This window comes from Streptomyces sennicomposti, assembly GCF_019890635.1.
GTDB classification, from domain to species: Bacteria; Actinomycetota; Actinomycetes; order Streptomycetales; family Streptomycetaceae; genus Streptomyces; species Streptomyces sennicomposti.
The window spans coordinates 1-25,487 of the sequence record NZ_JAIOAB010000080.1 but is presented as its reverse complement, the minus strand read 5'-3'; the positions used below and the strand labels follow the sequence as shown (position 1 = coordinate 25,487).

Genomic DNA, 25,487 nt, shown 5'->3' with positions numbered 1-25,487 from the left:
GGTGCCCGCGGGGCGCGCGGGGGCGGGGGCGCCGCCGCCGTAGCCGCCACCGCCGTAGCCACCGCCCCCGTAGCCACCGGCGGGCGGGGGCGCGGAGCTGCCGCCTCCGGTCGGGTCGACGATCGCCTCGATCTTCCACTGGACGTTGAACTGCTCCGCCAGCGCCTGCCGCAGCACGTCCTCGCTGCCGCTGCCGGCGAAGTTGTCGCGGGCGCCGGAGTTGACGAAGGCGATCTGGAGGGTGGTGCCGTCGAAGCCCGCGACCTGGGCGTTCTGGCTGAGCAGGATCCAGGTGAAGCGGCGGCGGTTCTTCACCGCCTCCAGGATGTTGGGCCACAACGTGCGCGGGTCGAGCCCGCCGGCCGCCGGGGCGGGAGCGGCGAAGCCGGCGGAGGCCGCGGGAGCGGCCGACGCGGACTGCGCGGGGGCAGACTGCGCGGGTGCGGGCTGTGGGGCCGCGGCGGCCGGCTGCGCCGCCGGGGCGGGTCCCCGGCCCGGGGCCGCCGCCGTGGGCCAGCCGCCGGGCCGCCGGCCACCGCCTGCGGCGGCCGCGGCGGGCCAGGCGCCAGGTGCGGCGGCCGGAGGGGCCTGCGGGGCCGGTGCGGGCGCTGCCGCCGGTGCGGCAGGGGGAGCTTGTGTGGCTGGTGCGGCCTGTGCGGCCGCGGGCGTCTCCTGGAAGTGGTCACCGGCAGCCGGACCGGAGGGCACGGACGTGGGCGCGGACGGCGGCGCGGACGCGGGCCCGCTCGGGGCGGCGGGGAAGGCCCCGGGGCCAGCCGGACCACCCGGACCGCCGACGGAACCGCCCGGACCGCCGACGGGCCCCTCAGGGGCCGCCCCAGGCGTACCAGGACCGCCCCGTACGGCCGCCCGGGCCGCCGCGGCACCGCCACCGGGCGGAACGGACGCACCACCGCCGCCGCCGATCCCGGCACCGGCATGCGCCTCCGCCCCGGGCACGTACCCCATCGCGGGCGCCCCCGCCCCCGTGCTGAAGCTCACGCCCCGCTCCAGGCGGTCGAGGCGGGCCATCACGGACCGCTCGTCGCCGTACGCGGTGGGCAGCAGCACGCGGGCGCAGATCAGTTCGAGCTGGAGGCGGGGCGAGGTCGCGCCGCGCATCTCGGTCAGGCCCTCGTTGACGATGTCGGCGGCGCGGCTCAGCTCGGCGGCGCCGAAGGACCGCGCCTGGGCCTGCATACGCTCGATCACGTCGGCGGGCGCGTCGATGAGGCCCTTCTCGGCCGCGTCGGGCACGGCGGCGAGGATCACCAGGTCGCGCAGCCGCTCCAGCAGGTCGGCGACGAAGCGGCGGGGGTCGTTGCCCCCCTCGATGACGCGGTCGACGACCTCGAAGGCGGCCGAGCCGTTCCCGGAGGAGAAGGCCTCGACCACGGAGTCGAGCAGCGAGCCGTCGGTGTACCCGAGGAGCGAGGTGGCCATGGCGTACGTCACACCGTCCGCACCGGCGCCGGCGAGCAGCTGGTCCATGACGGACATGGAGTCACGCACGGAACCGGCGCCGGCCCGCACCACCAGCGGGAGCACGCCCTCCTCGACCGGGATGTCCTCCTTCTGGCACACCTCGCCGAGGTACTCCCGCAGGGTGCCCGGCGGGACGAGCCGGAAGGGGTAGTGGTGGGTGCGCGACCGGATCGTCCCGATGACCTTCTCGGGCTCGGTGGTGGCGAAGATGAACTTCAGGTGCTCCGGGGGCTCCTCGACGACCTTGAGCAGCGCGTTGAAACCGGCCGACGTGACCATGTGGGCCTCGTCGATGATGTAGATCTTGTACCGGCTGCGGGCGGGCCCGAAGAAGGCCTTCTCCCGCAGGTCACGGGCGTCGTCCACGCCACCGTGCGAAGCGGCGTCGATCTCGATGACGTCGATGGAGCCGGGGCCGTTGCGCGCGAGGTCCTGACAGGACTGGCACGCGCCGCAGGGGGTGGGCGTGGGGCCTTCCTCGCAGTTCAGGCAGCGGGCGAGGATGCGGGCGCTGGTCGTCTTGCCGCATCCGCGCGGGCCGCTGAACAGGTACGCGTGATTGACCCGGTTGTTCCGCAGCGCCTGCTGCAACGGGTCGGTGACATGCTCCTGCCCGATGACCTCGGCGAAGGACTCGGGGCGGTAGCGGCGGTACAGCGCGAGAGACGACACGCATACGAGGTTATAGGCGACCACTGACAAACCGGCGGGCCAGCGATAAGGCCTCCGTCACGCAGGGACGGCGGTACGGCCGACGGGCGCGGACGTACCACTGAGGGGCGCGGACGTACGGCCGACGGGCGCAGACGTACGGCCGAGGGGCGCGGGCGGGAAACCGGCACCGTGGCCCCGCGCCCGGAAACCGGCGCCGCGGCCCGGCGGTCGCCGGCGCCCCCGGAAACGCGAGGGCCCCCCACGCACCCGCCAGAGCCGACCTACCCTTGCTGCCTTCCGGCCCTGGGGGAGTTCAGTCAGATAGCGCCGCGTGAGGGGCTGCGAGAAGCCTACCTGATGCGGGCGGTGCGGAACGAGTTCGCGAGCACTCCTCTCGGTCATGTAATGTTTCCGGCGGAGGATTCGCCTAGAGGCCTAGGGCGCACGCTTGGAAAGCGTGTTGGGGGCAACCCCTCACGAGTTCGAATCTCGTATCCTCCGCCAGTGCCTCACCGGGCACGATGTCGAAGGGCCCCCTGGAAACAGGGGGCCCTTCGGCGTTGTCCTCAGACCTCGTTGTCCTGGCATTCGTCCGCACCGAGGTTTTCCGGGGCTCCCCAGACGGCTGGTTCGATCTCCGGGGCCGCCTCCTGGGCGTGGGAACGGTCACGTACAGGTACGCGCGTGCATCCGTGCCGCCCCACCAGGTGCCCCCCACCCATGATCTGGTCAATGACGCGACCCGGAACTCCAGCAGTCGCAGCGCGGTGGCCGCGGTGTGCCGCGCATCGTGCGGGCGCCTTGGTCATCGAAGACGACCTCATGTGGTGCGAGGCAAGCGGCCCGCCTGCCGACCCCCGGGCTCGGAGGCCGCAACCAGGGACCGCATGAGAGCGTCACTTGCGGTGACCGAGCCCTGTCGCCTCCTTGGAGGGCCTCCGTTGCCACCACCACCTCAGCCGCCTCTACCGCCCTCCCTGCCACCGCTGCGTGGGCAGTCCGTGGCGGTGTGGGTACGGCGTACATTCCGCTCACGCAAGGCGTTGTCGGGTGTCACACAGTGGTTCATCGACTGGGGTGTACCGATCGTCCTGGTGATCGGGTTCGTCTGGGTGTTCGGTGCCAGCCGATCCGAAAAGGGTTGGAGCGGCGTCTACAGGGCGTTCACGCTCATCGATCCGCCCGTGCACGGATCGTCGTGGGGTGCCTCGGTACTCGGCTGGCTGCTGGTGCCCGCCCTCATCGGTGGGGTGGCCGGTCATGTGATCGCTGCCCGTATGCAGCGGGTCAAGGAGATCGCCACCAATCACCTCTTTCAGCAGAGGGGTCTCGGCCGCCGGCTCAAGTTGCCGGGGCGGATCACTTTCCTCGAGTCACTGCACTTGAAGAGCGCGGTGGACCAAGAGTTCCTGGACCGCTATGTGAGGCGGGCCCACCGGGGAGACTGGAAGAAGGCCCAGGACCACTGGGAGGTCTTGGTGCGGGACGTGCTCTGCACAGTCGAACTCGCTCAACTGGACCGCACCGAGGCCCTGGAATCCGCCGAGAGCTTCGCCCGCGCGGTGATGTGGATGACCGGCTACCAGGACAAGTGCCTTGTGTGCACCGCACGCGCCAACCAACCGTGACCCCTCAGGAGGGCCTTTACGATGCAGACACGAAGCGCCGTGGAGATCGCTCGCGCTGCCCTGCGCGAGATCTTTCCCACCGCTCCCGAGGACGGCCTGGACGAGGGGGCACGTCACCTCGCCCGCTGGGGAGTCGAAGGTCACGGAACTCAGCTCGGCAGCTCAGCCGCCGCACTCATGTACATCGATCTGGCCTGGGCATCCCAAGAGAGGCAAGTGCCGGACAGCGTCGCTCTGGCTGCCGAAGTTCGCGGTACCTCACGAACCTGGCGTACGCCGTCACAGCGGGGCTGATCCTGGGCCGCGTGCGTTCTGAGCCGCTCGTCGTCCTGGTCTTCGACCACCGCGCCTCCGGCAGCCACCGTTCACTGCCGTACACGCGACCCGGCTGCCCCGCCCCGTGCCTCCCGGCCGCCCTCGAACGGGGTCCACGCCGGGAGCGGCCAGCTCAGCGGGCGGGTTCCTCGTCGGCGGCCGACATCGGGGGCCGTGTCAGGGTCGGCGTCGCGGTCGGGGGCCGTGTGGGGGCTGTGGTCAGGACGCCGGTTCGTTCCAGGTGGGCGTGGGCGCCCTGGATCGCCTCGGGGGTGGTGGCGTACTCGCGGCCCGCCAGGCGGAGGGGGCCGAGTGCGCCCACCGAGTCGAGGACCTGGCGCTGGCCGGGGCGTATCCCGGAGATCATGACGGCGATGCCGCGCCGGTCCAGCTTCTCCACCACGTCCTTGAGGACCAGGGCGCCGGTGGCGTCCATGGTCGACACCCGCGACATGCGCAGGATGACCACGCGGACGTCGGCGACCTCCGTCAGCTCCAGCAGGAAGCGGTGGGCGGCGGCGAAGAACAGGGGCCCGTCGATCCGGTAGGCGACGATGTGCTCGGCGAGCAGCGCGTGTTCCTCCGCGCTGTGGTCGCCCCGGTCGAGCGGCATCTGCTCGAAGCGGGCCTGCCGGGCGACGGCGCGCAGGGCGAGGGCGCCGGCGACGACGAGGCCGATGATCACGGCGTACACCAGGTCCAGGGCCAGCGTCGCCGCGGCGGTCAGGACGAGGACGAGGGCGTCGGAGCGGGTGGCCTTCGCCATGGCCTTCAGCGAGCCGACCTCGACCATGCGGATCGCGGTCGCCAGCAGGACGCCGGCGAGGGCGGCCAGCGGGATCCTGGAGACGAGCGGGGCCGCCGCGAAGACGATCACGGCGAGGACGGCGGCGTGGGTGAGCGAGGCCAGCCGGGAGCTCGCGCCCGTCCGCACGTTGACGGCGGTGCGGGCGATGGCGCCGGTCGCCGGGACCCCGCCGAACAGCGGGGCGGCGATGTTCGCGAGACCCTGGCCGAACAGCTCCCGGTCCGGGTCGTGCTTCTGCCCGACCGTCATGCCGTCGGCGACCGACGCGGACAGCAGGGACTCCAGGGCGGCCAGGGCGGCGACCGCCACGGCGGGGGCGAGCAGGGTGCCGAGCGAGCCGGGGTCCAGGAAGGACAGCGACGGCAGGGACAGCCCCGAGGGCAGGTCGCCGATCGGCTTCGCCGCGTCCAGGTGGGCCAGCTGCGCCACCACCGTCGCCGCGACGACGGCGACGATCGAGAACGGCACCGTCGGCCGCCATCGCGCCCCGGTCAGCATGACCGCGGCCACCGCGACCGCGAGAGAGGCCGCCGTCCAGTTGGGGGCCTTCGCGAACTCCTCCACGGCCCGCCAGGTCACCACCAGCACCCGGTCGCCCTCGGGCTTGGGCACGCCGAGCGCGTTCGGGATCTGCTGGAGGCCGATCACGCAGGCGATGCCGAGGGTGAAGCCCTCGACGACCGGCGCGGGCACGTACTGCATGTACTTGCCGGCCCGCAGCGCCGCCAGGCCGACGAGCATGACGCCCGCCATGAGCCCGACGGTGAGCACCCCGCCCGGCCCGTACTGCCCCACGATCGGCACCAGGACCACCGTCATGGCCCCCGTCGGGCCGGACACCTGCAGGTTGGACCCGCCGAACACCGCGGCGACCGCGCCCGCGATCACGGCGGTCGCCAGTCCCGCCTCGGCGCCCAGACCGGAGGAGACGCCGAAGCCGAGGGCGAGCGGCAGTGCGACGATCGCCACGGTGAGACCGGCGAGCAGGTCCCGGCGCGGGTCGCGCCGGATCTCCGCGAGGTCGGCGCGGCCGGGCAGCAGCGACAGGAGCCGGGCCCGCACCCGGCCGAAGGACGCGCTCATCGCGCGTCGGTCTCCGCTTCCCGCAGCTCGGCCAGCAGCTCGTTGCGCCCGGCCAGCATCTCGGTCAGGATCCGCCGCGCGGCCCGCATCAGGTCGGCGACGTCGCCGCCCGCCAGCGCGTAGACGACGGTCGAGCCCTCTCGGGTGGCCGTCACGATTCCCGAGCGGCGCAGCACGGCCAGCTGCTGGGAGAGTCCGGGCGGCTCCACCTCGATGGCGGCGAGCAGGTCCCGTACGGGCTTCGGCCCGTCCTGGAGCAGTTCCAGGACCCGTATCCGTACGGGATGCCCCAGCATCCGGAAGAACTCGGCCTTGGCCTGGTACAGCGGAACGGACACGGCCCCTCGGCTTTCCTGCGAGCCCCGCCTGGGGCCGACGCGTACGGCGGATGCGTGCGGCTGTGCCCGCGGCTACCTGCGGGCACAGCCGTCATAGCATCTTCCTAATTGCGAAATTTTGCAATTCCGCATCCAGCCATACCGGGGCAGGCCCCGGCCCCAGTCCTCAGCCGGCCGGGGCTGGGGACGGGGTCGGGGACTGTGCCTTGGCCGAGGAGCGCGCCGCCGTCTGCGGGGCCGTCTGCGCCTTCGGCTCCGGCTGGGTGCGGCGTACGCGGTGGCGGGGGGCCCGGCGGCGGGGCGGGCGGGTGAGGGTGATCTGGCGTACCAGCTGCTGGAAGCAGGCCAGGGAGGCCAGGCCCGGGAGCGTGGCCGCGGCCATGTCCACGATCGTCCTGGGCGCCTGGATCACGCACAGCAGCGTCGCGATGGACGAGAACAGCAGCACCACGCACCAGGAGTGCACCGCCCGGCGCCGGTGCAGTGCGGCGCGCAGCACGGACAGCGACGCCACCAGCCAGGGGCCGTAGACCAGCAGCGGCCACCAGGACGCGATGCCCTCGTGCATCCGGGCCACCGCCACGACGCGCAGCGGCTCGTAGGCGACCATGCCGCCGAAGAAGCTCACCGAGGACGCCGTGACCGCGGCCGCCGCGGCGAGGACGCGGCTGGCGGTGCGGATCGTGTTCGGGCGCTTGCGTTCGCGGACCTTGCGGTGGCCCCGGGACCCTCGCGCCAGCGGGGGCAGTTCCTCGGTGATCGCCTGGAGGTTCGCCAGGGGCGAGGCGGCCGGGGTGGCGGACTGCGGCGGCGGTGACGCCGGTTCAGCCGGTGCCGCCGGCACCGCCGACGGGGTCTGCGGGGTCTGCGGGGTCTGCGGGGTCTGCGGGGTCTGCTGAGCCTCCTCGGCCGCGGGTCCTTCCGCCTCGGGCGCCTCCGGCGGGATGTTCTCCGCGGCCGGCCGGCTCTGCGGGACCTGGTGGAACTCGTCCCTGGGGTCCGGCATGCCCGGCCACTGCTGCCGCGCCATGGCGTCCTGGAGCATGAAGGCCAGTTCCTCGGCGGGGTCCCAGGCCGAGTCCGGCGGGATCAGGGGGCCGGAGAAGAACTGGGTCGGTGCCCTGTGCCGGCCCGTTCCCGTGACGGTTCCGGTTTCCGCCGCTGATTCCGGGACGGGGGCGTACTCCTCGCCCGGTCCGTCGAGGTAGGGATTCAGATACGGATTCGCGTACGAGTAGGCGTAAGGATAATCGGTCGAATAACCCGGGAGACCGTCGATACGGCCGTCGATGCGGCCATCCATACGACCGTCCACACGACCGTCGATGCGACCATCAGCACGGCCGTCCATCCATCCGTCCGGACGTCCGTCGATACGTTCGTCATACATGACGCGGCCCGGCTATTCGGGACGCGCGACAGCGGGCCGCCGGGCCTCCGGGCCGACCCAGCGGCGGGCGAGATCGGCCTCCAGGGCGCTCATCGCGTCCAGGAAGTCCCGCACCAGCGGCTCGGTCGCTCCGGCACTCGGGTCCTGCCGCTCGCGGCCCACGAGCGCGCCCCAGTACCCTTCCCCGTTTGCCTTAGTCATATCCGAACTAACGCCACCCGACTTTCCCGGATGCGCGGCAAACGGGTGAAGGAATTCCCCGATTAGACCTATATATGCGATCGGATGTTTCATCCGTCCAGCCGACGAAATGGACGCAGACATCGACATAACGCAACGGAATAGGGGAGGTTACGGAAAGGGAACGGAGCCGGTCCGCAGGCCCCTCGGGTGGGCCAACGTGCGGATTTGCCTTCCATCGCATCTACGGTCCGGACGGCCGTGGGGCACTCGTGAGCCCCCTCGTGCGCCGCCCGTCGTACCGAGGTGTGCCGGGGCACGCCGGGCGCCGTGCCCGCTGCGCCGTTCGGGGTAAGCGCTGCGGCATGGGCGAGATCCTGGTCGGTGCGTGTTCGTGGACGGACCCGATGCTGGTGCGCAGCGGGTGGTACCCGGTCGGCTCCCGGAGTCCGGAGGGGCGGCTGCGGCACTACGCCGGGCGGCTGCCGGTCGTCGAGGTCGACTCGACCTACTACGCCCTCCCCGGCGAGCGGAACAGCCGGCTGTGGGCCGAGCGGACGCCGGACGGGTTCGTCTTCGACGTGAAGGCGTTCTCCCTGCTCACCGGCCATCCGACCCGGGACGCCGCCCTGCCGCCCGATCTGCGCGGGGGCGCCGGGGCCTCGGGGGACCGGCGCGACCCGCAGGGCCTACGGGATCTGCGCGACTCGCGGGACTCGCGGGACCTGCGGGACTTGCGGGACTCGCGGGACCCGCGGGACCCGCGGGACTCGCGGGACTCGCGGGACCTGCGGGACTCGCGGGACCCGGCGCTGCTGGACGCCGTGTGGGAACGGTTCGCCGAGGGCATCGGGCCGTTGCGGCGCGCCGGGCGGCTGGGCAGTGTGCTGTTCCAGTTCCCGCCGTGGTTCCGGCCGGGCCCGCGGTCCGAGGAGTTCCTCGCCGAGTGCGCCGGGCGGACCGCCAAGTGGCCGGTGTCCGTGGAGTTCCGCCACCCCGCGTGGTGGCGCGAGGAACAGGCAGGCGCGACGGCCGCCCTGCTGCGCCGCCACGGCTTCGCCGCCGTCGCCGTCGACATGGCGCAGACGCTGCCCGCCTCCGTCCCGCCCGTCACGCCGGTCACCTCGCCCCGGCTCTCCGTCGTCCGCTTCCATGGACGCAGCACCGCCTGGGGGACCGGGAGCAAGGAGGACCGCTTCCGCCACGAGTACACGGACACGGAGTTGGCGGAGTGGGTGCCGCGGGTGCGGGCGCTCGCGGCGCGGGTGGAACGGGTGCACGTGCTGTTCAACAACTGCTGCGGCGACGCGGCGGTGCGGGCCGCCGAGCGGATGCGCGCACTGCTCGACGGCGGGGGCGTCCCCTCCGCCGGCCCTTCCCCCCTCACCCTCTTCTGACCGTTTCCTCCCTCACCCTCTTCTGACCGTCCCCCACCGCCTTCTGACCGTTCCCTACCGCGTGATCCGTACCGTCCTCGACCCGCTCCCCTGGTCCAGGTCCGACACCCGCACCGTCGCCTTCGCGCTCCACGCGCCGGGGAACGGCAGGTTCAGGGAGTCGGTGCCCCAGTAGCCGCCCCTGTTGACGAGCCGGGCGTCGATCGGGCCGATGTCGCGGTCGGGCAGGGACAGGGACAGCCGGAGTTCGGGGACGGTGGACAGGCCGCCGTCGGGGCCGAACACCACGGCCTCCACGGCGTTCTGGCCCACCCGGCCCGGCTCCAGCGTGATCTGCACCGTGCCCCGGCCGCCGGGGGAGCCGGTGTCGAACGGGATCTCCGTGACGGAGGCGCCCGGCACCCCGGCCGCCACGGGCGCGGCCTCGGCCGCCTCGGTCGCGGCGCGGCCCGGCAGGGTGCCGCTCAGCACCGTGGACACCATCAGCACCGCTACGCCCACGGCGACTTCCGCCAGCACCGAGCGGCGCAGCGCGCGCAGGCCGGTGCGCGCCGCCGCCAGCCGCGCCGTCCAGTGCCGCGAGCCGGCCGCCACGGCGAGCAGCAGCACCACGGCGAACAGTTTGACCAGCAGCAGCCGCCCGTACGCCGTGCCGGTGAGCGCGGGCCAGGAGCCGAGGCCGCGCCAGGACTGGTAGATCCCGGTGGCCACGAGGACGGTGACGGCCAGGAAGGCGAGCCGGGAGAAGCGGGCTGCCGTCGCCGCCAGCGGTGCGACGAGCGCGGCGGGTGCGGTGCCGGCCGAGCCGTCCGTGTCGGCGGCGGTCGTCGTCCGGGGGGTGCGCTGCAGGGTGGTGAGGAGTGCCGTCAGGCCGCCCAGCCACACCGCCATCGCCAGCAGGTGCAGCACCGAGGAGGCCATCGCCGCGGGGACCTGGAGGCCGGCCGAGGCGTGGTCGGAGGCCGCCCAGGTCAGGGCGAGGGCCAGGGCGAGTACGGCGCCCGTCGCGAGGGCGGCGCGGGAGGAGGCGGGGGTACGGCCCTCACGCTGCGGGGCGGTACGTCCCTCCCCCGGCGCGTCCGGCTGCGGCCCGCGTCGGCACAGTCGTACGAGGAACAGGGCCGTCGGTGCGAGCAGGGCCAGGCGGATCAGCAGGACCACGCCCGGGCGGGTCGCCAGGGTGCGGGACAGGGCCGAGGGGGTGAAGGCGGCGGCCGGGCCGGCGCCCGACTCGTAGGGCGCCCGCAGGACGACCAACGCGAGCGTGGCGGCGAGCAGCAGCCACCAGCCCGCCGCCAGCGGGCGGCGCAGCGGGCCGGGGTCCGGCGGGCGGCACAGCAGGACGAAGGCCGCCGTGCCGACGAGCAGGGCGGCGGCGCCGTACGCGGCGTAGCGGGCGAGGTCGTAGAGGCTGCCGGTCAGCGGGTCCTCGGCCGGGCCCGTATCGACGGCGGCCGTGGCGGGGGACGGTCTGCCCACCGAGAAGGTGAAGGCGCCGGAGACCGGGTGGCTGTCCGCCGACACCACCCGCCAGGCCACGGTGAAGGTGCCCTGCCCCAGCCCGGCGGGGAAGGCCACCTGGGCCGTGTCGGTACGGCCGGGCGCGTGCCGGGGCTCCCCCGTGCGCACCCGCCGTCCGTCGGGCGCGAACAGCCGGAAGGAGTCGTCGAGCAGGCCGACGGACTCGGTGAAGGTCAGGGTGAGGGCGCGGGGGGCCGACGCGAGGACCGTCCCGTCGGCGGGGTCGGCGGACCGCAGACCGGCGTGGGCCGACGCGGCGCCCGCGCCGCCGAGGAGGAGCAGGGCCACGAGCACGCCGAGCAGCGCCAGGCGGGGGAGCCGCCGGCGCGCACCGGCGTCCCGCGCCTGTCCCACGTGCTGTTCGCACCCTTCGCACCGCCGTCGGGTCACGTCGCTTCTCCGTCCGGGGACTTGCCGGCTCGCGGATACGTACGGGGCCGGACGGCGGATCACTCACCGCGCGGTACGACGAGATCGGCGGCGGGGGTACGACGAGGTTCGTGGCGCGGGGGGCGGCGAGGCGGCGGCGCGCGTGCGGCGGGATTCGTGGTGCGGGGGCGGCGAGGCTGGCGGTGCGGGGAGCCAGGGCCAGCCAGGGAGGAACACCTCCGGGTGGGCGGGCGGTTCGGCGAGCGGGGTGAACGCCGGGTGGGCCGCGAGCCGGCGTACGACCCCGGCGCGCACCGCCTCGTACGCCGCGTCCGCTTCACCCGCACCCCGTCCCACTTCACCCGCATCCCGTCCCGCTTCTCCCGGTCCGGCTGCGGTCCGCCGTCCGGCGGGCGATCATCGGGACATGGACGTCACCCTGCACCTCGCCCAGGACCCCGAGGCCGACGCGCTGCTCGGCCGCAGTCCGCTCGCCGCGCTGATCGGGATGCTGCTGGACCAGCAGGTCCCGATGGAGTGGGCGTTCAAGGGACCGGCGACGATCGCCCGGCGCATGGGCACCGAGGACCTGGACGCCCATGAGATCGCGGCGTTCGAGCCGGAGACCTTCGGCCGGCTGCTCTCCGACAAGCCGGCCGTGCACCGCTACCCCGGCTCCATGGCCAAGCGCATCCAGCAGCTGTGCCACTACCTCGTCGAGCACTACGACGGCGATCCCGAGGCCGTGTGGCGGGGCGTGGACAGCGGGCGGGAGCTGCTGCGCCGGCTGGAGGAACTGCCCGGCTTCGGCAAGCAGAAGGCGCAGATCTTCCTCGCCCTGCTCGGCAAGCAGCTCGGAGTGCGCCCGGACGGGTGGCGCGAGGCCGCGGGGGCGTACGGCGAGCCGGAGTCCTTCCGGTCCGTCGCCGACATCACCGGGCCGGAGTCCCTGAGCAAGGTGCGGGCGCACAAGCAGGAGATGAAGGCCGCGGCGAAGGCGGCGAAGTCCTCCGGGGGCGGAGCGTGACGGGCCGGGCCTGACAGGCCCGGGGGTGTTCGTCCTGGGGACGCCGGTCCTGGGGGCGCCGGTCCTGGGGACGTCCGCCGCCGGGTGGGGCGTCAGCGCCTTCTGCGGGCCGTGCCGAAGAGGGAGCGGGTGATCTCCCTGCCGAGCTGGGTGCCGACCGAGCGGGCCAGGGACCGGAAGACCCCGCTGGCGACCACTTGTTCGAGCATGGACGGCTCAGGCCCAGGCCCGGACTCGGCTCCGGACCGAGGCTGCGTCTGCCCTGTCCGCGTTGCCCGCGCCGCCGCCCGTTCCCGTTCCCGTTCCTCCTGTCCGGCCGTCAGTTTCTCGTACGCCGTCTCTCGGTCCACAGGCTGTGCATAACGTTCGTAGAGGGCGGACCCGCGCACCGCGTGGTCCAGTGCCGCCTCGTCCGCCGGGCCCATCAGCGACTCGGGTGCGCGCAGCCGGGTCGCCGCGACCGGCGTCGGCGCGCCGGTCTCTCCGAGCACCGTCACCACCGCCTCGCCGATGCCGAGCCCGGTCAGCACCTCCTCCAGGTCGTACGCCGAGTCCGGGAACGTCCGCACCGTCGCCTTCAGCGCCTTCTGGTCGTCGGGGGTGAAGGCGCGCAGCGCGTGCTGGATCCGGTTGCCGAGCTGGCCGAGGACGTCGCCGGGCACGTCCTTGGGCGTCTGGGTGACGAAGAAGACGCCGACGCCCTTGGAGCGGATCAGGCGCACCGTCTGCGTGATCGACTCCAGGAACGCCTTCGAGGCGTCGTCGAACAGCAGATGCGCCTCGTCGAAGAAGAACACCAGCTTCGGCCGGTCCAGGTCGCCGACCTCGGGCAGATCGTGGAAGAGGTCGGCGAGCAGCCACATCAGGAAGGTCGAGAAGAGCCGCGGCCGGTCCTGGACGGCGGGCAGTTCGAGGACGGAGACGACCCCGCGGCCGTCGCCCGTCGTACGCAGGAACTCGCCCGTGTCGAACTCCGGTTCGCCGAAGAAGTCCGCCATGCCCTGCGCCTCGAAGGCGGTGAGGGACCGCAGGATCACCCCGGCCGTGGCGGCCGAGAGACCGCCGATGCCCCTCAGTTCGCCCCTGCCCTCGTCGGAGGTGAGGAAGGCGACGACCGCCCTGAGGTCCTTGAGGTCGATCAGCTCCAGGCCCTTGGCGTCGGCGTAGTGGAAGATCAGGGCGAGGGACTGCTCCTGGGTCTGGTTGAGTTCGAGGACCTTGGACAGCAGCAGGGGGCCGAAGCTGGTGACGGTCGCCCGGAGCGGTACGCCGTGGCCCTGCCCGCCGAGCGCGTAGAACTCGGCCGGGGAGCCGTTCGGCGTCCAGTGCTGGCGGACCTCGGCGGCCCGCGAGCGGATCCGGTCGTTCACCGCGCCCGGCTCCGAGATGCCGGACAGGTCGCCCTTCACATCGGCGAGGAAGACGGGCACGCCCTGCGCCGAGAGCTGTTCGGCGATCAGCTGGAGCGTCTTGGTCTTGCCGGTGCCGGTGGCGCCCGCGACCAGGCCGTGCCGGTTGAGCATCGCCAGCGGGACGCGCACCTGCGCCTCGGGCAGACACCGCCCGTCCCAGAGGAGGGCGCCGAGGTCGAGGGCGGGGCCGGTGGGGGCGTATCCGGCGGCGATCCGCTGGGCCGGGGGTGGGAGGGGGGTCTCCGGTGCGGGCGGGGCTACGGATGCCTCCGGCGGGGGCGCGGGCGCCTCCGGCGGGGGCGCGGTGGAGGGGGCGGGGGCCTGCGGCGGCGGGGGCGGCGTGTCGGCGGGGCCGGGGGGCTCGCGGGAGGCTCCGGTGGCCCGGGAAGAGGCTTCGGTCGCCCGGGGTGAGGCTTCGGTCGCCCGGGGAGGAGTTCCGGTTGCCCTGGAGGCGGTCGCGGGCGTCTCGGCGGCGGTCGCGGGCGTCTCGGGGGCGGTCGCGGGCGTCTCGGGCGAGGTTCCGGTTGTCTCGGGGGAGGTCTCGCCGTCGTTCATCTCAAGCCCCTGTTCAGCCCGTGTCGGACTCCGCCGCATCCCTCGGCGTAGCCTCCGGTTCAGCTGCCGTTCCCGGTTCGTCCGGGTTTGCCGTGGCATTTCCAGCCTCGCACTACGACGCCTGGGCTGCGCCCGGAAGCTCTTGGCCGGTAGGCTTTCCGTGTGATCTTCAAGCGCATCGGAAACGGCCGGCCGTACCCCGACCACGGCCGGGAAAGCACCCGGCAGTGGGCGGACGTCGCGCCGCGCCCGGTCCGCCTCGATCAGCTCGTGACCACCAAGCAGCAGCTCGACCTCGAGACCCTGCTCGCGGAGGACTCGACCTTCTACGGCGACCTCTTCGCCCATGTGGTCAAGTGGCAGGGCGACCTGTATCTGGAGGACGGCCTCCACCGCGCGGTGCGGGCGGCGCTGCAACAGCGTCAGGTGCTGCACGCGCGCGTCCTCGAACTGGACTGAGCCCGCCGCGGAACGGGCGGTCCGGCGACCGCTTGGACCTTTCGGGTTCTGCTGGGCGGTATCCGATGATCATCCAGTAGGAAACACTGCCCGGGCGCACTACGCTGCGCCCATGAGCATGCTCACTCCCCCCGGCATGGGCGGGAAGTACCGGATCACGGGCAACAAGTACCCGCGGATGCGCAGGCCCCGGCGACACGGCAGGCTCGCGTTCCTGGCCGCCGCCTCCGTCGTCGTGCTCGGTGTGATCGGCTGGGGCACACTGCAGCTCATCGACGTCTTCACCGGCGGCGAGAAGGCCGCGGCGGCCGGCGGCAAGGCGCACTGCGCGACCGACGCGGCGGTCAAGTCGGCCTCCGCCCGGGCGAGTACGGCGCCGGCGCTGCCCAAGCCGGGCGCGATCACCGTCAACGTCCTCAACGCCACGCCCCGCGGCGGACTGGCCAAGCAGACCGCGGACGAGCTGAAGAAGCGCGGCTTCCGCATCGGGCAGGTGGGCAACGCGCCCAAGGAGTACGACAAGAAGATCAAGGGCGCGGGGGTCCTGGTCGGACCGGCCTCCGCCCTGAACACCTCGCTGCCCGTGCTGGGGACTCAGCTGCCGGGGGCGGAGCGGCGTACGGACATCCGTAAGGGGACCGACGTCGATCTGATCATCGGCACGGCGTTCCAGCAGCTCGCGCAGAAGCCGGCGGCGGACAAGGCGCTGGCGGCGCTGACCGCGCCGGCGCCGGTCGCTCCTAAGAAGGGGTGCTGAAGGGGTGCTGAAGGGGGCGGCTCGTGGCCGCCCCGATCGGCGGGGCTCGGACCGCGCGGTCCGAGCCCGGTCCGGGCGGTCCGGTTACTCCGCCGAGCCGTACATGCGGTCGCCCGCGTCTCCGAGGCCCGGGATGATGTAGCCGTGCTCGTTCAGGCGTTCGTCCACCGACGCCGTCACGACCGTGACCGGGGTGCCCGCCAGGTCGCGTTCCATGACCTCGACGCCCTCCGGGGCGGCCAGCAGCACCACGGCGGTCACGTCGTCGGCGCCGCGCTTGATCAGCTCCTGGATCGCCGCGACCAGCGTGCCGCCGGTGGCGAGCATCGGGTCCAGGACGTAGACCTGACGGCCGGAGAGGTCCTCCGGCATCCGCGTGGCGTACGTCGAGGCCTGCAGCGTCTCCTCGTTGCGGATCATGCCCAGGAAGCCCACCTCGGCGGTCGGCAGCAGCCGCACCATGCCGTCCAGCATGCCGAGGCCGGCCCGCAGGATCGGCACCACCAGCGGGCGCGGGTGGGACAGCTTGACGCCGGTGGTCTGCGCGACCGGGGTGGAGATGTCGACCTGCTCGGTCCGCACGTCGCGCGTCGCCTCGTAGGCGAGCAGGGTGACCAGCTCGTCGGCGAGCCGGCGGAAGGTGGCGGAGTCGGTGCGGCGGTCGCGCAGCGTGGTGAGCTTGTGAGCGACCAGGGGGTGGTCGACGACATGGAGACGCATGTGCCAACAGTAACCGGGCGCTGAGTGCCCCTGCCGCCCCTGGTCCCGGGCCGCAGGGCCCGCCGGCCCGGGGCCGGGCCGGTGTCGGCCCGCGTGCCAGCCGCCCCCCGTGCCGCCTCCCGGCCCGGGCCGCTGAATCGGTGCCGTCCGTACCGCCGTGTCGGTGCCGTCCGTGCCGCGGGGCCCGGCCGTCCTGCGCCGCCGGGGCATCAAACCCGCTGTCCGAGGGAAGGCGGGAGGGACGGACTGGGGTGATGAACCAATGCCTGACCGGCACTCCCGCAAGAATCGTCCGTCGCCGGGCACACAGCCCGGGACGGCGGACACACCGGACCCGGCGGCCCGCACACGGACCGCGACTCCCCCGCGGACGTCGGGGCGCGCACCGGGATCGGGGCGCGTACGGACCTCGGGGCGTCCGCGGACCACGGACCGCCCGCAGCCGACGGGCCGCGCCCCGAGAAACCCCGCGCCAGCGCAGGGCGGGCCCACAGAACAGGCCACGAAGACCGCCGGGGCGGGGGAGTCCGCCGGAGTGACGGAGACCGCCGGGACGGCGGAGGCCACCAGGGCGAGGGAGACCCCTGGGACCAGGCAGGGATCCAGGGCGGCTGACGTTTCCAGGGCCGGGAAGGCCGAGGCGGGGTCACTGCGAGCCGCAGGAGCCGCACAGGTCGCCGGGCCCCCGGAAGCCTCCGGGGCCGGGCGGGCCCCCGCGATGGCAGGCGACTCCGTCCCCTCGCAGCCCCTCGGCGCCGAGCCGTCTGCCGAGGCAACGCGGACGGTCGGCGGCACGCAGGCGGCCGACGGCACGCGGGTGCCCGGTGCCGTGCAGGCGCCCGAGGCCCTGGACGGTGAGGAGAGCGACGCCCAGCGTCGGCGTCGGCGCGCCCAGTTCCTGCGCGATCTCGCCGAGGCGCGCGAGCTGCGCGACCGCGTCCAGCCGCGCCGCGCCAAGGCCGCCCGGCTGCGGCACGCGATGCGGATGCGCACCTTCCGCTGGTAGCCCCCGGCCGACCGAGCCGCGCCACGCCGTCACGGCGACGCGCCTCCCACGGCAGCCACCTGCCGCTTCCGGCCCCGCCGGGCTTCTCGGACAGGCACCACCCACCCCCGGAGGCCACGCGCCACGGCCGCCCGGCCCCGCAGGAATGCGCCTGCATGAACGCGCCCCGCCCCCCAGAAGCACACGCCACGCCGCACGGCTGCGTGCCTCCCACCGGCAGACACCGGCCGCACCCGGCCACGCCAGGCACCTCGGACAGGCACGCACCGCCGACGGCCGCCCGCCACGCCGTGCGGACGCGCCTCGTCCAAGGGCCACGCCACGCGACACGGGCAGGCCCCCTTCTCTCCCCCTCCCAGACCACACCCGTCTCCCCCTCCCAGACCACACCGCCGATCACCCGCCGCGCCACGCAGGCTCCGCCCACGGCCGAAGGCCGGACGACGCCCCCGCCTTCGGGCCGGCGGACCCCGCTCGGAGGCCCCCGCGCCACGCCAGACGGACCTGTGACCTCCGGGCGGACCGGGCGGACGTGCGGGGGTGGCCGGGTGGGCGGCGCGCCGGGCGGCCGGGTGGTGCCACGCGGGGAAATGCCGACGTCCGCACGGGCGTTGCGCGGCGGCCGTGCGTGGCCGGCGGGCAAAGCCGCGTACGATCCGCAGGTGGCGGCAACGAGTGCGCTGGTGAGTCCTTCACCGGCGTACGGCAAAACAGCCGGACACAGGGTGCCGAAGACGTCCCCTGAAGGCCTTGTTTCTGCCACGATTCCGAGTGGGTGGGGCTCGGAGCCAGCTCTCCCCGCCCAGAACCTCCGCCGGGGGGACCCCCAACCGGCACGCCTATGACCAGTGGGAGAGTCACGGTGTACTTCGCCGCACTGCTCGCGCGCACCGAAGACGGGTGGGAAGCGAGCGACACAGAGCTCGACGATGTGGAGACGCTGTCCGACCTGGCAGACCTGGCCCGGGAGGCCTCGCCCGAGGACGACACCGTGCTCGTCCTCATCGAGCAGGAGGACGCGTGGTTCGGCGTCGTACGCGTGGACGGCGAGGACGACCCTCGTATCTACGTCTCGGACGCCGCGGCCGCGGCCCGCAGCTCGTACGGCGAGATCCTGCTCACCGACGAACTGCTCGGCCGGGAGCCCGGTGACGACGTCCCCGACCTGGACGCCCTCGACCTCGACGGCACGGAGGACGGCGAGCCCGCGTCCGCCGGTGACGACGAGGAGGAGGAGACCGGCTCGTCCGAGACCATCACGCACAGTCCGTTGGGCGACGGCCAGATCCTCGAGGACCTGGGCGTCACCGAGAAGGAGCTGCGCGCCCTGGACGCGGACGACGCGCTGAACACGATCGCCGAGTCCCTGGGCGCCTCGGAGGTCCTGGAGACCGTCCGCTGACCCCGCACACCCCGCACACCCCGAAGGAGCAACCGGAGACGTCCGGACCCCGGCCCGCGTCCGAGCCGGGGAAGGCGGCCACGCCCGGGATCGATCCCGGACCCGGCCCCGGTCTCGAAATCGGACCCGATCCCGGGCCCGATCCCGAATCCGGCCCAGGCCCCGGTCTCGAATCCGGCGGACCCGGCCCGGGACCCGGATTCGCCGATCCTGGAACGACCGTTCCGAACACGCCCACCTCAGCCCCCTCACCCTCACCCTCCTCGCCCTCACCCAGCCCACTCCCCGCACCCGACCCCGTACGGGACCCCTGGCGGGACGCCATGCGGCTCGCCCTCGCCGAGGCCCGGCGGGCGGTCGAGGGCGGTGACGTCCCCGTCGGCGCCGTCGTCCTCTCCGCCGACGGCGCCGTGCTCGGCGCGGGCCACAACGAGCGCGAGGCCACCGGCGACCCGACCGCCCACGCCGAGGTCCTGGCCATCCGGCGGGCCGCCGAACGGGTCGGCGAGTGGCGGCTGTCCGGCTGCACGCTGGTCGTCACGCTGGAGCCGTGCACGATGTGCGCGGGCGCCCTCGTCCTGTCCCGCGTCGACCGGGTGGTCTACGGCGCCCGCGACGAGAAGGCGGGCGCCGCCGGCTCGCTCTGGGACGTCGTACGCGACCGTCGCCTCAACCACCGGCCCGAGGTGATCGAGGGCGTGCTCGCCGAGGACTGCGCCGCGCTCCTCACCGAGTTCTTCCGCGCCCGCTGACACCCTGGCGAAGACGCCCCGCGACGGCCGGGGGAATTGGATTTCTGAGCACGGCCCACGTGCTGTAAGGTCTCCCTCGGTAGCGTGTCCGAGCGGCCGAAGGAGCTCGCCTCGAAAGCGAGTGTGGCGCAAGTCACCGAGGGTTCAAATCCCTCCGCTACCGCTCTTGAAGGGCCTCGTCCGATCGGACGAGGCCCTTTGTGCGATCATCTGCGATCATCGACAGCGCTCGGCTCGCAGCCGGCGACGACGCGACCGCCGGACAGGGCAAACCAGTGACAGGGGGAGGCCGCGATGGCGGTGAACGCCAAGAAGATCGTCGTCTATGCACTCGTGGTCTTCGCGCTCTATGTGATCATCACGGACCCGGCGAAGGCCGCCGACTACGTCCAGATAGGGTTCCAGGGCATATCGGACGCGGCCGGGGCCATCGGCGACTTCATGACCTGGGCCGCCAACGGAGGTAAGTGATGATCCGCCATCTGGTCCTCTTCAAGCTCAACGAGGGCGTCGAGCGCGACGACCCGCGCGTCGTGGCCGGCGCCGAGGCCTTCCGCGCACTCGGCGGCCAGATCGACGAGCTGCGCTTCTGGGAGTGCGGCTGGAACACCAGCGACCGCCCCATCGCCTACGACTTCGCGATCAACTCGGCCGTCGAGGACGCCGACGCGCTGAAGCGGTACCTGGAGCACCCGGCGCACCAGGCCGGGGTGGCCCTGTGGCGCGAGTTCGCCACCTGGGTGATCGCGGACTACGACTTCTGAGTCGTACGGCCGCGCGAGCACGCGGCCGGCCCCGCACCGGAGAGGATGCCCCCGGGCGCCCTGAAGAGGTGCGGGGCTTTGCCATGCCTTACCCGCCTTTTCCTCCCTCAACACGTGCATATGCGGTGCTTGAACACTCTGTGCCTGTCTTGTGATGCTATGACCGCTTTTGACGGATGAGTTGATCGATGAAGAGGTGGCGTTGACCGTGTCGGCCAGTACTGCGCCGCCCCAGGAAGAGGCTCCCGCCGAGGCCGCACACCCCGGGCCCGCCCCGGCCCCGACCGCCGCCCCCGCGCCGGCAGAGACGGAGAAGCCGGAACAGTCCGGGCAGCCCGAGAGGCTGGAGCAACCGGAGAAGCCGGAGAAGCGGCGCGGCGCCGACACCCGGGCCCTCACCCAGGTGCTCTTCACCCAGCTCAAGGAGCTGGAACCGGGCACCTCCGAGCACGCCCGCGTGCGCGGGGCGCTCATCGAGGCCAACCTCCCGCTGGTGCGCTACGCGGCCGGCCGCTTCCGCTCCCGCAACGAGCCGATGGAGGACGTCGTCCAGGTCGGCACCATCGGGCTGATCAACGCCATCGACCGCTTCGACCCCGACCGGGGCGTGCAGTTCCCGACCTTCGCGATGCCGACCGTCGTCGGCGAGATCAAGCGCTACTTCCGCGACAACGTCCGCACCGTGCACGTGCCGCGCCGGCTGCACGAGCTGTGGGTGCAGGTCAACAGCGCGACCGAGGACCTGACGACCGCCTTCGGCCGCTCCCCCACCACCGCCGAGATCGCCGAGCGGCTGCGCATCACCGAGGAGGAGGTGCTCTCCTGCATCGAGGCGGGGCGGTCGTACCACGCCACCTCCCTGGAGGCGGCCCAGGAGGGCGACGGGCTGCCCGGACTGCTCGACCGGCTCGGCTACGAGGACCCCGCCCTCGACGGCGTCGAGCACCGCGACCTCGTCCGCCATCTCCTCGTCCAGCTCCCCGAGCGCGAACAGCGCATCCTCCTGCTGCGCTACTACAGCAATCTGACGCAGTCACAGATCAGCGCGGAGCTGGGCGTCTCCCAGATGCACGTGTCCCGGCTCCTGGCACGCAGCTTCCAGCGACTGCGATCCGCAAACAGGATCGAGGCGTAACCTTCACGAGCGATTCGCTCACCAGGACAGATCCCGACAAGCACGGTCCGACTGATCGTCAGACCCCGTTCTGCCAGGGCCGTTTCGTGAATCGGATGTCGACATGTCACTACGGCGCGTTGCCGACATGTGACATTCTGCGGGAAGCGCGTTTGCCGTGGCTCCGGCTCCGGTATTCAGGTGAGGGCTGAGGTTCTCCTCGTCGAGGAGCCCGGCCGAGACCGTCCCGCGACCCAGAGGGGGTGGCATGTCCGCAGAACAGGGCAGCTCCGAGGTGCTGACGCTCAGCAAGAGCGAGGCCCCTTCCCCGGCGCTCGAGCCGATCGACGCCCTCGACGACGTGGCGGCTCTCGAGGCCGCGCCGGACCCGGCCCCGGTGCTGGAGGCTCCGGAGGCCATCGACACCCGCACCCTGTCCCGCTCCCTGTTCCTGCGGCTCGCCGCGCTGGAGGAGGACAGCCCCGAGCGTGCCTACGTCCGGGACACCCTCATCGAGCTGAACCTCCCCCTCGTCCGCTACGCGGCCGCCCGCTTCCGCTCGCGCAACGAGCCGATGGAGGACATCGTCCAGGTCGGCACCATCGGTCTGATCAAGGCGATCGACCGCTTCGACTGCGAACGCGGCGTGGAGTTCCCGACCTTCGCGATGCCGACCGTCGTCGGCGAGATCAAGCGCTTCTTCCGCGACACCTCGTGGTCGGTGCGGGTGCCCCGGCGCCTGCAGGAGCTGCGGCTCGCGCTCACCAAGGCCAGCGACGAGCTGTCGCAGAAGCTGGACCGGTCGCCCACCGTCGCCGAACTCGCCGCCGTGCTGGGCGTGTCCGAGGAGGACGTCGTCGACGGCCTCGCGGTCGGCAACGCGTACACCGCCTCGTCCCTCGACTCCCCGGCCCCCGAGGACGACGGCGGCGAGGGCTCCCTCGCGGACCGCCTCGGCTACGAGGACTCGGCGCTGGAGGGCGTGGAGTACCGCGAGTCGCTCAAGCCGCTGCTGGCCAAGCTGCCGCCCCGGGAGCGGCGGATCATCATGCTGCGCTTCTTCGCCAACATGACCCAGTCGCAGATCGGCGAGGAGGTCGGCATCTCGCAGATGCACGTCTCCCGGCTGCTCACCCGGACCCTGGCGCAGCTGCGGGACGGGCTCATCTCCGACTGAGACCCCGCGGCGCCCACCGCGGGCGGGCACGACTCATGGCCGCCGATGCGCTCTCCTGGCGCGTCGGCGGCCGTCGTCCGTCCATACGTCCGTACAGAGGTTTACGTCTGTACGGAGGCCCGGGTCAGGGGGCTCCGGTCGCGCCTCCTACTTGAGCGCCAGCCACGCGACGACCGCGACGATCACCACGGCGACGACGACACCGACGATCAGGCCGATGCGCGGGCCGGAGGAGGTCTGCGGCTGCTGCCGGCCCTGGGGGGCGGCCTCGTCGACGAACGCGCGGAACATCTGGGTGCTGCCGGCGGGGTCGTAGTTGCCCTGGGGGCCCTGGGTGTTAGCCATGGCCCGAGACCCTAGCGAAGACGCCGGCCGCTGCCCAAGTGGGGGTGTGCTCTTCCTCGCTTGATTTCTACCCCAGTTGGGGTGAACGTCCCTGGGGGCTGCCGCCCCCAGACCCCGCCTTCGGCCTGAACGGCCTCGTCCTCAAACGCCGGACGGGCTGGACACGCGCCCGCGCCCTCCAACGTGCCGTATCGGCCTGGACGGCCTCGTCCTCAAGCGCCGGACGGGCTGGCGATGCGCGTCCGCGTCCTTCGCCGTGCCCGTGATCACGCGTCACCTCTCTCCACCTGCGGGTTTACACCCGCAATACTTGCCTTTGCCAAGTTTTTGCGCCAGCAGACCTCTGTTTGTTTGCCTGCAGCAACCAACCGATCGTATGGTTGCCCCAAGCAACGATTACGGGAGGTGTGATGGCCGAGCGGGCGCAGTACGAAGAACTGGCGCGTCAGCTCAGTGCCGTAGGCGCCGTGAAACGGGACATGGGGCGGATCCTGCCGCCCGACTGCCCGGCCGGCTCCGCCGCCGCGCTGACCCTGATCGGCCGCCACGGCGACATGCGCATGAGCAAGCTCGCCGAGCTGCTCGCCGTGGACATGTCGGTGACCAGCCGGCATGTCGCGCACATCGCCGCACGCGGCTGGATCGAGCGGCTGCCGGACCCGGCGGACAAGCGTTCGCGCATCCTGCGCCTGACGCCCGCCGGGGTCGACCAGCTCGCCGAGCTGTCCCGGCGCACCACGCACCTGTTCGCGGAGCGGCTGAGCGACTGGACCGACGACGAGGTCGGCCAGCTCATCCGGCTGATGGGCCGGCTGCGCGACAGCTTCGGCGACTGCCGGTCCACCCCGGTCCGGCTGCCCGCGCCCATGGCCGAGCAGCCCGCGACCACGGCGACCGCATCCGCGCCCGCGGCCACGGCGCCGCCGATCCCGTAGTCACAACAGACCACCCGTACACCCGCAAGCACGTAAGTAAAGGAAGCCCATGGCAACGACCACACCAGCCGGTGTGCGGGCTCACGCCAAGCGTGGGGGAGACTCCCCGGGCGACGCTCCGATGACGCACCGGCAGATCATGGAGGCGCTCTCCGGGCTGCTGCTCGGCATGTTCGTGGCGATCCTGTCGTCCACGATCGTCTCCAACGCCCTGCCGAAGATCATCGGCGACCTCGGTGGCGGCCAGTCCGCCTACACCTGGGTGGTCACGGCGGCCCTGCTGTCGATGACCGCGGCCACTCCCCTGTGGGGCAAGCTCGCCGACCTGTACAGCAAGAAGGCGCTCGTCCAGATAGCCCTGGTCATCTACGTCGTGGCGTCGATGGCGGCCGGTCTCTCGCAGAACCCCGGCATGCTGATCGTCTGCCGCGTGGTCCAGGGCATCGGCGTCGGCGGTCTGTCCGCGCTGGCGCAGATCGTCATGGCCGCGATGATCTCCCCGCGTGAGCGCGGCCGCTACTCCGGTTACCTGGGCGCCACGTTCGCCGTCGCCACCGTCGGCGGCCCGCTGCTCGGCGGCGTCATCACCGACACCTCCTGGCTCGGCTGGCGCTGGTGCTTCTACGTCGGCGTGCCGTTCGCGGTGATCGCCCTGATCGTGCTGCAGAAGACCCTGCACCTGCCCGTCGTGAAGCGTCAGGTGAAGGTCGACTGGCTCGGCGCGTTCCTGATCTCCGCGGCCGTGTCGCTGCTGCTGATCTGGGTCACCTTCGCCGGTGACAAGTACGACTGGATGTCGTGGCAGACCGCCGCGATGGTCGCCGGTTCCGTCGTCCTCGGCGCGCTGTTCGTGCTGGTCGAGTCGAAGGCCGCCGAGCCGATCATCCCGCTGCGGCTGTTCCGCAACCGCACCATCACGCTGGCGTCGCTCGCCTCGCTCTTCGTGGGCATCGCGATGTTCACCGGCACCGTCTTCTTCAGCCAGTACTTCCAGCTGGCCCGCGACAAGTCCCCGACGATGTCCGGCGTCATGACGATCCCGATGATCGGTGGCCTGTTCATCTCCTCCACCGTCTCCGGCCAGTTCATCACCCGTACCGGGCGCTGGAAGGCGTGGCTGGTCAGCGGTGGCGTCCTGGTGACGGCCGGTCTCGTCCTGCTCGGCACCATCCGGTACGACACGGACTACTGGAAGATGGCCATCTTCATGGCCCTGCTGGGTCTCGGCATCGGCATGATGATGCAGAACCTGGTGCTGTGCACGCAGAACCAGGTGGAGCCGAGCGACCTCGGCTCGGCCAGCTCCACGGTCACCTTCTTCCGCTCCCTCGGCGGTGCGGTCGGCGTCTCCGCGCTGGGCGCCGTGATGGCCAACCGGATCACCGACTACGTCAAGGACGGCCTGGCCGACCTCGGCCCTAAGTACGCGCAGCTCGCCGGCGGTTCCGGCTCCGGCAGCGGCACCATCCCGGACATGGACGCGCTGCCCGCCCCGCTGCGCACCGTCATGGAGAGCGCCTACGGGCACGGCATCGCCGACATCTTCATGATCGCGGGCGGCATGGCGGCGATCGCCTTCCTGATCACGCTGTTCATCAAGGAGGTCCCGCTGCGCACGAAGGGCGCGCTGGCGCAGGGCGCCGAGGGCGAAGCCGCCCCGGTGGACCCGGCCGCGGCTCCGGCCGTCGCCGAGGCGCAGACCCAGGCCCCTATCGCCGAGGCCGCCGTGTCGGACACTTTCACTCCCGCGGGTGAGCGGGTGCCGAGCTGGGCCGGTGCGGACTCCGGCGCCGAGGCGGGCCCGCAGGGCGCGCAGCGTCTGGCCGCGGTCGCGACCGTCGCCCCCGAGGGTGCGGGTGCGGGTGGTGGGATTCCGGTGCGCGGGTTCGTGCGC

At 72.8% G+C, this 25,487-nt stretch carries 23 protein-coding genes, 2 tRNA genes and 1 other RNA gene; 16 read left to right on the top strand and 10 right to left on the bottom strand.

Annotated features, from left to right (window positions below):
• Positions 1-2,157 (bottom strand): DNA polymerase III subunit gamma and tau (locus K7787_RS29110; RefSeq protein ID WP_223003471.1); only part of this gene is annotated, 2,157 nt, incomplete at its 3' end.
• Between the two features lie 230 nt (positions 2,158-2,387).
• Positions 2,388-2,482: signal recognition particle sRNA small type (gene ffs / locus K7787_RS29105), an RNA gene on the bottom strand.
• Between the two features lie 73 nt (positions 2,483-2,555).
• Between ffs and K7787_RS29100 the strand changes: the two genes are divergently transcribed.
• Together K7787_RS29100 and K7787_RS29095 are read left to right on the top strand one after the other, a co-directional pair.
• Positions 2,556-2,643: transfer RNA gene (locus K7787_RS29100), tRNA-Ser, on the top strand.
• Positions 2,644-3,044: 401 nt separating this feature from the next.
• Positions 3,045-3,767 (top strand): DUF6313 family protein, encoded by a 723-nt coding sequence (locus K7787_RS29095; RefSeq protein ID WP_308036492.1) that lies wholly within the window; start codon positions 3,045-3,047, stop codon positions 3,765-3,767.
• A 448-nt stretch (positions 3,768-4,215) separates the two neighbouring features.
• On the opposite strand, the gene K7787_RS29090 is transcribed toward K7787_RS29095, so the two are convergent.
• From K7787_RS29090 to K7787_RS29075, 4 genes are all read right to left on the bottom strand, one after another.
• A complete protein-coding gene (locus K7787_RS29090; protein WP_223003469.1) occupies positions 4,216-5,973 on the bottom strand; it encodes a SulP family inorganic anion transporter in 1,758 nt (585 codons plus the stop codon).
• On the bottom strand, positions 5,970-6,311 hold the full coding sequence (locus tag K7787_RS29085) for an ArsR/SmtB family transcription factor (RefSeq protein ID WP_009189451.1): 342 nt from the start codon (positions 6,309-6,311) through the stop codon (positions 5,970-5,972). Before K7787_RS29085 ends, K7787_RS29090 begins: the two co-directional genes overlap by 4 nt.
• 166 nt (positions 6,312-6,477) lie before the next feature.
• The gene (locus K7787_RS29080) at positions 6,478-7,614 is read right to left on the bottom strand and encodes a DUF2637 domain-containing protein (protein ID WP_223003468.1); all 1,137 of its coding nucleotides are present in this window, start codon (positions 7,612-7,614) and stop codon (positions 6,478-6,480) included.
• A gap of 99 nt (positions 7,615-7,713) precedes the next feature.
• Complete coding sequence (locus K7787_RS29075) at positions 7,714-7,902, bottom strand: hypothetical protein (RefSeq protein ID WP_156301887.1); 189 nt, start codon at positions 7,900-7,902, stop codon at positions 7,714-7,716.
• 344 nt (positions 7,903-8,246) lie between these two features.
• Here K7787_RS29075 and K7787_RS29070 point away from each other — a divergent pair, with 344 nt between their 5' ends.
• Positions 8,247-9,278 carry a DUF72 domain-containing protein gene (locus tag K7787_RS29070; RefSeq protein ID WP_223003467.1) on the top strand — a complete coding sequence of 344 codons (1,032 nt, stop codon included), beginning with the start codon at positions 8,247-8,249 and terminating at the stop codon, positions 9,276-9,278.
• A gap of 54 nt (positions 9,279-9,332) precedes the next feature.
• On the opposite strand, the gene K7787_RS29065 is transcribed toward K7787_RS29070, so the two are convergent.
• On the bottom strand, positions 9,333-11,153 hold the full coding sequence (locus tag K7787_RS29065; RefSeq protein WP_223003466.1) for a copper resistance CopC/CopD family protein: 1,821 nt from the start codon (positions 11,151-11,153) through the stop codon (positions 9,333-9,335).
• 442 nt (positions 11,154-11,595) lie between these two features.
• Here K7787_RS29065 and K7787_RS29060 point away from each other — a divergent pair, with 442 nt between their 5' ends.
• Positions 11,596-12,195, top strand: a complete 600-nt coding sequence (locus tag K7787_RS29060; protein WP_009189455.1) for an HhH-GPD-type base excision DNA repair protein — start codon at positions 11,596-11,598, stop codon at positions 12,193-12,195.
• A gap of 92 nt (positions 12,196-12,287) precedes the next feature.
• On the opposite strand, the gene K7787_RS29055 is transcribed toward K7787_RS29060, so the two are convergent.
• Positions 12,288-14,162, bottom strand: coding sequence for a helicase HerA-like domain-containing protein (locus tag K7787_RS29055; protein WP_247721390.1), 1,875 nt, complete (start codon positions 14,160-14,162; stop codon positions 12,288-12,290).
• A gap of 162 nt (positions 14,163-14,324) precedes the next feature.
• Here K7787_RS29055 and K7787_RS29050 point away from each other — a divergent pair, with 162 nt between their 5' ends.
• Together K7787_RS29050 and K7787_RS29045 are read left to right on the top strand one after the other, a co-directional pair.
• Positions 14,325-14,621 (top strand): type II toxin-antitoxin system VapB family antitoxin, encoded by a 297-nt coding sequence (locus K7787_RS29050; protein WP_004943146.1) that lies wholly within the window; start codon positions 14,325-14,327, stop codon positions 14,619-14,621.
• A gap of 136 nt (positions 14,622-14,757) precedes the next feature.
• Positions 14,758-15,378: a LytR C-terminal domain-containing protein gene (locus K7787_RS29045; protein ID WP_009189457.1), complete on the top strand. Its 621-nt coding sequence runs from the start codon at positions 14,758-14,760 to the stop codon at positions 15,376-15,378.
• An 84-nt stretch (positions 15,379-15,462) separates the two neighbouring features.
• On the opposite strand, the gene upp is transcribed toward K7787_RS29045, so the two are convergent.
• Positions 15,463-16,098: a uracil phosphoribosyltransferase gene (upp, locus tag K7787_RS29040; RefSeq protein WP_009189458.1), complete on the bottom strand. Its 636-nt coding sequence runs from the start codon at positions 16,096-16,098 to the stop codon at positions 15,463-15,465.
• A gap of 718 nt (positions 16,099-16,816) precedes the next feature.
• Between upp and K7787_RS29035 the strand changes: the two genes are divergently transcribed.
• The 8 genes from K7787_RS29035 (at position 16,817) to K7787_RS29000 (ending at position 22,313) form a co-directional block, all read left to right on the top strand.
• Positions 16,817-17,104, top strand: coding sequence for a hypothetical protein (locus K7787_RS29035; protein ID WP_247721395.1), 288 nt, complete (start codon positions 16,817-16,819; stop codon positions 17,102-17,104).
• A gap of 862 nt (positions 17,105-17,966) precedes the next feature.
• Entirely contained in the window at positions 17,967-18,506 is a 540-nt protein-coding gene (locus K7787_RS29030; protein ID WP_009189460.1) for a tRNA adenosine deaminase-associated protein, read from the top strand.
• A 323-nt stretch (positions 18,507-18,829) separates the two neighbouring features.
• Entirely contained in the window at positions 18,830-19,258 is a 429-nt protein-coding gene (gene tadA / locus K7787_RS29025; protein WP_009189461.1) for a tRNA adenosine(34) deaminase TadA, read from the top strand.
• A gap of 78 nt (positions 19,259-19,336) precedes the next feature.
• Positions 19,337-19,421: transfer RNA gene (locus K7787_RS29020), tRNA-Ser, on the top strand.
• A 131-nt stretch (positions 19,422-19,552) separates the two neighbouring features.
• Entirely contained in the window at positions 19,553-19,729 is a 177-nt protein-coding gene (locus K7787_RS29015; protein WP_009189462.1) for a hypothetical protein, read from the top strand.
• Positions 19,729-20,022: a Dabb family protein gene (locus K7787_RS29010; protein WP_009189463.1), complete on the top strand. Its 294-nt coding sequence runs from the start codon at positions 19,729-19,731 to the stop codon at positions 20,020-20,022. The genes K7787_RS29015 and K7787_RS29010 overlap by 1 nt, the downstream gene beginning before the upstream one ends.
• Before the next feature lie 202 nt (positions 20,023-20,224).
• Complete coding sequence (locus K7787_RS29005) at positions 20,225-21,157, top strand: RNA polymerase sigma factor SigF (RefSeq protein WP_247721391.1); 933 nt, start codon at positions 20,225-20,227, stop codon at positions 21,155-21,157.
• Positions 21,158-21,404: 247 nt separating this feature from the next.
• Positions 21,405-22,313 (top strand): RNA polymerase sigma factor SigF, encoded by a 909-nt coding sequence (locus K7787_RS29000; protein WP_009189465.1) that lies wholly within the window; start codon positions 21,405-21,407, stop codon positions 22,311-22,313.
• 147 nt (positions 22,314-22,460) lie between these two features.
• On the opposite strand, the gene K7787_RS28995 is transcribed toward K7787_RS29000, so the two are convergent.
• Complete coding sequence (locus tag K7787_RS28995) at positions 22,461-22,658, bottom strand: hypothetical protein (RefSeq protein WP_019983025.1); 198 nt, start codon at positions 22,656-22,658, stop codon at positions 22,461-22,463.
• A 410-nt stretch (positions 22,659-23,068) separates the two neighbouring features.
• Here K7787_RS28995 and K7787_RS28990 point away from each other — a divergent pair, with 410 nt between their 5' ends.
• Entirely contained in the window at positions 23,069-23,593 is a 525-nt protein-coding gene (locus K7787_RS28990; protein ID WP_043261030.1) for a MarR family winged helix-turn-helix transcriptional regulator, read from the top strand.
• Positions 23,594-23,714: 121 nt separating this feature from the next.
• On the top strand, positions 23,715-25,487 hold a 1,773-nt coding region (locus K7787_RS28985), incomplete at its 3' end, for an MDR family MFS transporter (RefSeq protein WP_504740010.1).